We start from the raw sequence: 8,202 nt of genomic DNA, 5'->3' as shown, positions 1-8,202 counted from the left end.
GTTGTACAGAGGCATATCCGTTAGTAACAAACAGATTCGAAGAAGTAATTATTGTAGAAGCCAATATAACCAACGAACTTAAAAAGCAAGAAATAAAACTTACCAAATCTGCAAAATTTGAAGACGAAAACTACCTGTCTGAAAGCGGAGCAAGAGTTTTCATTACTGATGATGCTGGCAATCAATATAATTTTAGTGAAGATTCAGATAAATATATTTCTGATACGGAATTTCAGGCAGTTCCAAATACTAAATACCAGTTGCATATTAGCACTAAAGACGGCAGATCTTTTGAGTCATCGCCAGAAACTCTAACCACCATAAACCCTATACAAAGTGTAGTGGCTACGGTTGAAGAAAAAGATGGTGTAAATGGCGTTGCTATTCACGTAAACAGCTTTGATCCTACCGACTCATCAACTTATTACAGATATGAATACGAGGAAACCTACAAAGTTATTGCGCCAAAATGGAGACCTACAAAAATTGATTGGATTGCAAGTACGCAAACTCCTGTTTTCCTTCCAAATTCACCCAGCACCAAAACTTGCTATGGTTCTGGAAAAAATATAGAATTAATGCTGCAAAGTACAAACAATCTAAAAGAAGACCGTGTAGACTATTTAATTCGATTTATTAACGACCAAGATTACATTATCACACACCGATACAGCATTTTGGTTAGACAATATATAGAAAATCAAGCAGCATACAATTATTACAATACATTAAAAAAAAGTGCTGCATCTGGAGGTACTATTGTTTCTCCTACTCAGCCAGGCTTTTTATTGGGAAATTTACGAGGCATTAATAATGACAGTAAAATATCCGGATATTTTGATGTTTGCTCTGTATCGACAGAACGAATTTATTTTAATTGGGAAGACCTATTTCCAGGTAAATTTCCTCCACCTTATGTCGAAGAATGCAAAGAGTTTTGTTACTCAGCAGTCGAGGCTTTAGTTCCTGATCCTTGCACACACTGGGGACATTATGCTACTGATTTATCATTAGGAAAAATAACCTATTATTCGGGAACAGGAACAGGTTTTACCTTTTGGGTAGATTCTCCATGTGGAGACTGTACAACAATTGCATCGAGCATTAAACCTCCATTTTGGGTAGATAATTAAAAATGCCTTTTTTACAATAAAAACCAGAATCAGATTAAAAAGAATAGATTTAAGCCATGAAATTTCATTTAATAAAAAATACAATCCTTTTAGCATTTCTTGCAGTCCTTTTCAGTGGCTGTACAGAAACATATCCGCTTTTAACTAACACTTATGAAGAAATAATAGTAATTGAAGCAACATTAACAAACGAACTTAAAAACCAAGAAATTAAAATCACTAAAACTTCAAAATTTGAAGATACAGAAGTTGCCGTAGAAAGTGGCGCTAAAGTCGTTGTTAGAGACGACCAAGGAAACGAATATCTATTTGTAGAAAGTTCAGGAGTATATAAATCTCAGGTAGCTTTTCAAGCTCTTCCAGATGCTAAATACACATTAGAAGTCACTACTAAAGATGGAAAGATTTACCAGTCAAACCCGCAAACTTTGACAAAGGTAAATCCAATTCAAAGTATTGCTCCTTCTCTTGCGGTAAATAAGGACAATGTAACTGGAGTTCAGATTAATGTTAACAATTACGATCCAACAAAATCTTCAAATTATTACAGATATGAATATGAGGAAACTTTCAAAATTGTCGCACCAAAATGGAATGTTTACAAAATCATTAGCACTTCTCTACAAACAGTAGATTTGATTAATAACGATCCTGCTACTAAAACTTGTTACTCAACCAAAAAATCAACAGATATAATTTTAGTTAATACTAATGACCTGACAGAAGACCGTGTAAACTTACCTATTCGATTTATCGATAAAAATGATTACATAATTGGACATCGATACAGCATATTGGTAAAACAATATATTGAAAGTTTAGAAGCATATACTTTTCATAAAACAATAAAAGACATGTCAAGTTCTTCAAGTATTTTAAACCCAAAACAACCTGGTATTATTGCTGGAAATATAAGATGTATAAACGATTCGGCTACAAAAGTTATAGGCTTTTTTGACGTTTCTTCTTATTCTGAGTCTAGAATATTCTTCAATTATACCGATTTTTTCCCTACAAGTCCAATACCTTATTTTAACAGCTGCGACGACGTTCCTTTTAAATTCTGCTTTGGCACAGAAGACTGCGAGGGAGAAACTATGATTTATAATATAAATAAAAACCTTATGACATACGTTAGTGGCGCTGGTTCAAACTATACTCTTGTAGACGTCGCCTGCGGAGATTGCACATCATTTTCATCAAACATAAAACCTTCATTTTGGATAGACTAAAACATTTATTTTTATTGCTTGTATTAATTAATACACAATTTAGCGGAGCACAGCAAACAATTACTTTAGATGAAACGGTATACGTTCATTCTAATGCTACATCATTTGTTACAGGAGAAACTTTATTGTACAAAGTTTACTGCCTAAAATCGTCTGATAAAACACCTAGCAACATAAGCAAAATAGCTTACGTAGAAATTGTTGACAACAACCACAAATCTGTTTTTAAAACTAAAATCGCACTCGAAAATGGAGTTGGGCAAGGAGATTACTTTATTCCGACAACTGTAAAAACAGGTAATTACAAATTAGTTGGATATACCAATTGGATGCTAAACAAACCAATCTCCGAATTGTTCCAACTAGACATCAACATCATCAATCCGTATAAAACAGATGAGAAGACTAATGCCGAAAAAGTTTTAACTAGCAGTACGAAAGTAAATGCTTCAGAAAATTTAAAAAACGACAACATAACTCTTAATTTGAATAAAAAATCGTTTACAAATCGAGAATTGGTTGATTTAAAAATTCAATCTTCTAATTCCGATTTCAAAAATGGAAATTATTCGCTTTCTGTTAGAAAATTAGACAACATTCCTTCTTCAGACAAAATTTCTGCGGTAGGTTTTGCTTCTAATCCATCTTATCCGATTGCGTTGGATACACAAAAACAAGATCAAAAATTAGTGTTGCCAGAACTTAGAGGAGAGATTATCGCAGGAACAATTTCAGCAAAAAATGGTACCGATAAGATTGCAAATATTTCTGTTGGTTTGTCTATTCCTGGAAAATCTTTTGCTTTCAAAGTTGTAAAAACCGACATGTACGGTAACTTTATTTTCAATGTTGGACAAACATATTACACATCAAATATCATTTTGCAGATCATAGACGAAAAAGCAAGCGGTTATAACCTTGTTGTAAACAATAGTCCAGAAATAGATTACTCTAAATTATCATTCGAAAAAAACACGAGTCTATCTTATACATTCAAAGAAAGTTTGCTAGAAAGATCTGTTGCTAGCCAAGTTGAAAACGCATATTTCTACAAAAAAGTAGACAATATAGAAAAGGCTCCAACAACAGATGCATTCTACTATCCGCTTGCAAAAGAATATGTTTTAGATGACTATACTCGTTTCAAAACTCTAAAGGAAACAATTACTGAGGTTGTTGTTGAAATTTACTCTAAACAGAAAGACAATAATCTTTATTTGCACGTAACCGACCCGAATGTTTTCCCGCAGCTTCCTGAATCTGCACTTGTTCTTGTAGATGGAGAATATTTAGAAAATGTAAACGACTTGGCGCTATACAGCATGAAAAATGTCTACAAAGTCGAGCTTATTATAGGAAGATATTACATTGGGCCAAGATCTTTTAACGGATTAATTAGTTTTACAACTTTCAATAAAGATTTTAAAAATACTCAAACAGGAAGTTTTATAGCAAAACCAACTGTTTTGAGACCGCAGCCTAAAAAGATTTACAACAAAGTAAAATATGAAAGCGGTTCTGATAATGATAGAATTCCAGATTTTAGAAATCAATTGCTTTGGAATCCTAATGCTCAACTAAACAGTGATGCCGATACTTCATTTTATACTTCAGACTTATCTGGAACTTTTGAAATTAGATTGGAAGGTTTTACTAAAAACGGAATTCCAGTGTCTGTTACAGAAAACATTGAAGTTCAAAATACTGCTGTAAATTAAAATTTAGTTTTTCTAAAAAACATAACACTCACAAAACCTGCCCATTAAAGGCAGGTTTTTATTTTTTTCAAAATATTTTAAAAATATTTTTATTATATTGTAACTTTTTTGATACTCATTACGTATAACCATTTGTACACTTTAAAAATAGGGAGACAACAACATGAGACAACTTAAAATCACCAAGCAGGTAACTAATCGTGAAACTGCATCGTTAGATAAATATCTACAAGAAATTGGAAAAGTTGACCTAATTACCGCTGATGAAGAGGTAGAATTAGCACAAAGAATAAAGGCTGGTGATCAAAGAGCTTTAGAAAAACTAACAAAAGCCAACCTACGTTTCGTAGTATCTGTGGCTAAACAATATCAAAATCAAGGATTAACTCTTCCTGACTTAATTAATGAAGGAAACTTAGGTTTAATTAAAGCGGCTCAACGTTTTGATGAGACTCGTGGTTTCAAATTCATTTCTTACGCTGTATGGTGGATTCGTCAATCGATTCTTCAAGCTTTAGCTGAGCAATCTCGTATTGTACGTTTACCATTAAATAAAATTGGTTCTATCAATAAAATCAACAAAATGTATGCTTTATTAGAGCAATCTAACGAGCGTCCGCCTTCTGCTGAGGAAATTGCAAAAGAACTTGACATGACTGTTAACGACGTAAAAGAGTCTATGAAAAACTCTGGACGTCACCTATCTATGGATGCTCCTCTTGTTGAAGGAGAAGATTCTAACCTTTATGACGTATTACGTTCTGGCGAATCTCCAAATCCAGATAGAGAATTAATTCACGAATCTCTTCGTACTGAAATCGAACGTTCTTTAGAAACATTAACTCCAAGAGAGGCAGATGTTGTGCGTTTGTATTTTGGTCTTGGCGATCAGCACCCAATGACTCTTGAAGAAATTGGTGAAACTTTCGACCTAACTCGTGAACGTGTTCGTCAGATTAAAGAAAAAGCAATCCGTAGATTGAAACACACTTCTAGAAGTAAAATCCTTAAAACTTATTTAGGATAAAACAATATAAATTTCAATGTTTTTAAATCCCAGATTACAATTGGCTTGGAATTTGGTTATTTTAAAATTGGAATTTTACCGCAAACAACAGTTTGATTGACTGTTCGTTTTTTGATTGATGATTGAAACTCCGGCTGATTACCGGAGTTTTTTATTTTTAAAGTTTTTTTTACCGCAAAGCACGCTAAGAATTACGCAAAGTTCACAAAGAAAAAAAGAAACAGCCACAGATTAAAGGATTAACACAGATTATAAAATCATTTTAATCCCCTTAATCTGCGGCAAAAAACTTAGTGCACTTTGCGTAATTCTTAGCGTGCTTTGCGGTTAAATTATAATCAACAGTATAAAAACTTTATCTTTGCAATAAAACAACACACAATGAAAAATACACTTATTGCTCCTTCAGTTCTTGCTGCCGATTTTGGAAATTTACAGCGTGATGCAGAAATGATTAATAACAGTCAGGCTGATTGGTTTCATATCGATATTATGGATGGAGTTTTTGTTCCGAATATCTCTTTCGGAATGCCCGTTTTAGAAGCAATTTCAAAACATGCAAAAAAGTATATTGATGTACATTTAATGATTATTGATCCAGATCGTTACATAAAAACTTTTGCCGATTTAGGAGCAAATGGACTTACTGTACATTATGAAGCTTGCACACACTTACACAGAACACTGCAAGCAATTAAAGCAGAAGGAATGAAGACTGGTGTTGCCATGAATCCACACACCAATGTTGACTTATTAGAAGACGTTATTAATGACATCGACGTAGTTTGCATTATGAGTGTAAATCCTGGATTTGGAGGACAATCATTTATCGAAAACACTTACGACAAAGTAAAGAAGCTAAAAGCACTTATTACTCGTAAAAACGCTTCAACATTAATCGAAATTGACGGCGGTGTAACCAGCAAAAACGCAAAACAATTAGTCGAAGCTGGAGCAGATGTTTTAGTGGCCGGAAGCTTTGTTTTTAAAGCTGAAAACCCAACAGAAACCATAGCAGATTTAAAAAGTCTTACTGCTTTTTAAATTTTCAAAAATAAAAAAGAAGAGTCTGAAAATTATTTTTCGGACTCTTCTTTTTTATTACTAAAACCTACTTAGGTTCAATCCAATAAGGATTTGCTTTAAGTTTTTCTACAACATATTGGATAACTTTCTGAGCTTTCAAGCTATTTCCAGAGCTATCTAATGGTGGCGAAATAACAGCAATTCCAAATTTTCCAGGACATACAGCCAATATTCCTCCTCCAACTCCACTCTTTGCCGGAAGTCCCGAATTAAACAGCCAAATTCCAGAATTATCATAAAGACCTGCAGTTGCCATTACAGGTAAAGTATACATTACAGTTGTCTGACTAACCACCTTATTCTTTGTAACAGGATTAACGCCTCCATTTGCCAATGTGGCCGCCATTGTAGCAAGATCCTTTACATTTACATTCAATGCACATTGTTTCGTATAAAGATCTGTTGCTTGTACTGGATCAAAATATATTCTGTCATAAGCCAATAACAAATGTGCAATAGCTTGATTTCGTAAATTATCCCCAGCTTCACTTATATAAACAGGACGATTTAGAGAAAGCTGTCTTCCAGCAAAGTCACTCTGAATTTTCTGGATTTCTTTCCATTTTGCTATAGAATCATTACCTCGAATAAGGCTGGTAGTTGCAATAGCTCCAGGATTTACAAGAGGATTAATTTTATCACCTTTATGCATTTCTATCGCAACTATAGAATTAAATGGTAATCCTGTGGCATTTACGCCTATTTTGTCTTCCAAAAACTGTGATCCTTCTTGCTCAATCACTTTTGCCATCGTAAAAACTTTCGAGATGCTTTGGATTGAAACCATTGACGTTATATCGCCTTTTGTATATATGGCTCCCTCTGCAGTAACAAGCGCAATGCCAAAAATATTGGGATCAACATTGGCTAGTTCTTTAATATAATCAGCATTTTTTCCTTCTTTTAAATCTTTAAATTTATTAAAGGCGTCGTTAAGGGCATTTTGTATATTTTGTTTATTCAGTATTGTTTGGCTATAGCCGTGGTTTATGACAAAAGCAATCATTAAACCAGCAAAAATCAATTGCTTGTTCATTTTAAAAAAAGGCATTCTTATTTCTATTCTAGATTAATTTATAGGTCAACAGTATTTAATTAAAAATCCTTACCACTTTTTAAGTTTTTTAAATTTGGAAAAAAATCAATTCCAGTCATTTTTTCTAAAGTTTCGATTGGAACAACAAAATCGTAAATTGATTTATCACTTTTTCCGTTTGGCACTAAGAAAGCAATTGCCTTATGCTCTGTTCCAGATTTAGTTAAAACAATTTTATAAAAATATTTAGGAACAGCAACTTTCTCTGTTCCTATTTTTTTATCCGAATCCTTCAGAATTCCGCCAGTTACAACATAAATATCATTATATTTTCCTGCCCAATAGCGCGTTTTTTGCTCTATCCTATTCCAAATTCCGGCATTAAATTCTTTCTTCTGAGGTGAAATATTCGAAGTATAAAAAGTATCATTATAAGCATCTTTACTAAACTCCATGTCTCCAGCGGGGCAAAGATGTCCTTTATCATAACCAGAATTTTTATAGTTTCTCCAATCTGCAGAACCCGTAGTTACTTTTGGATCTTCAATAAAATAAGGTCTTTTATAATCGTTATTTTTTAAATATTCCTTTTTTAATTCATAAGCCACCCATTCTGCCTGTTCAAACTTTTCATTATAAGAAAGTGTGTAATATTGGTGTTTTACAATCTGTTTTGTTGTCGAAGTTGGCAAATAAGCTACGGTATAAGAATCATTGCTCGTAGAATTTCCTTTAAAAGAAATCACATCATTACTTTCGTTTTCTTCCCTTATATTTTCTTTCTCTACATTCTCCTTCTTGCAAGACAACAGCACAAGACTGATTAAAAACACATAAAGCAACTTTTTCATAAATAAAAAATATTAGGCGATAAACGTACAAAAAAAACGCTCCATAAATTCAAAATTTACAGAGCGTTTTTTAACAAATTAAATTCTTCTCGAACTTAAGACTTCACTAGTTTGTCCTT

The 8,202-nt window shown here is 33.1% G+C and carries 7 protein-coding genes; 5 read left to right on the top strand and 2 right to left on the bottom strand.

Annotated elements, in window-relative coordinates:
- The 5 genes from B3J44_RS06645 to rpe all read left to right on the top strand — a co-directional run.
- On the top strand, positions 1-1,133 hold a 1,133-nt coding region (locus B3J44_RS06645; RefSeq protein ID WP_286967138.1), incomplete at its 5' end, for a DUF4249 domain-containing protein.
- Between the two features lie 56 nt (positions 1,134-1,189).
- Positions 1,190-2,365 (top strand): DUF4249 domain-containing protein, encoded by a 1,176-nt coding sequence (locus B3J44_RS06640; protein WP_286967136.1) that lies wholly within the window; start codon positions 1,190-1,192, stop codon positions 2,363-2,365.
- A complete protein-coding gene (locus B3J44_RS06635) occupies positions 2,353-4,083 on the top strand; it encodes a hypothetical protein (RefSeq protein ID WP_286967134.1) in 1,731 nt (576 codons plus the stop codon). Before B3J44_RS06640 ends, B3J44_RS06635 begins: the two co-directional genes overlap by 13 nt.
- A gap of 163 nt (positions 4,084-4,246) precedes the next feature.
- The gene (locus B3J44_RS06630) at positions 4,247-5,110 is read left to right on the top strand and encodes a sigma-70 family RNA polymerase sigma factor (RefSeq protein ID WP_007804760.1); all 864 of its coding nucleotides are present in this window, start codon (positions 4,247-4,249) and stop codon (positions 5,108-5,110) included.
- 381 nt (positions 5,111-5,491) lie between these two features.
- Positions 5,492-6,154 carry a ribulose-phosphate 3-epimerase gene (rpe, locus tag B3J44_RS06625; RefSeq protein WP_286967105.1) on the top strand — a complete coding sequence of 221 codons (663 nt, stop codon included), beginning with the start codon at positions 5,492-5,494 and terminating at the stop codon, positions 6,152-6,154.
- Between the two features lie 67 nt (positions 6,155-6,221).
- Here the strand turns inward: rpe and glsA are convergent, their stop codons facing one another.
- The gene (gene glsA / locus B3J44_RS06620; RefSeq protein ID WP_286967092.1) at positions 6,222-7,232 is read right to left on the bottom strand and encodes a glutaminase A; all 1,011 of its coding nucleotides are present in this window, start codon (positions 7,230-7,232) and stop codon (positions 6,222-6,224) included.
- Between the two features lie 59 nt (positions 7,233-7,291).
- A complete protein-coding gene (locus B3J44_RS06615) occupies positions 7,292-8,083 on the bottom strand; it encodes a DNA/RNA non-specific endonuclease (RefSeq protein WP_286967090.1) in 792 nt (263 codons plus the stop codon).
- Positions 8,084-8,202: the final 119 nt, after the last annotated feature.

The sequence above is a fragment of the Flavobacterium sp. UBA4854 genome, assembly GCF_002399805.1.
Taxonomy (GTDB): domain Bacteria; phylum Bacteroidota; class Bacteroidia; order Flavobacteriales; family Flavobacteriaceae; genus Flavobacterium; species Flavobacterium ginsengisoli.
This window is presented reverse-complemented; position numbering and strand designations above follow the sequence as displayed.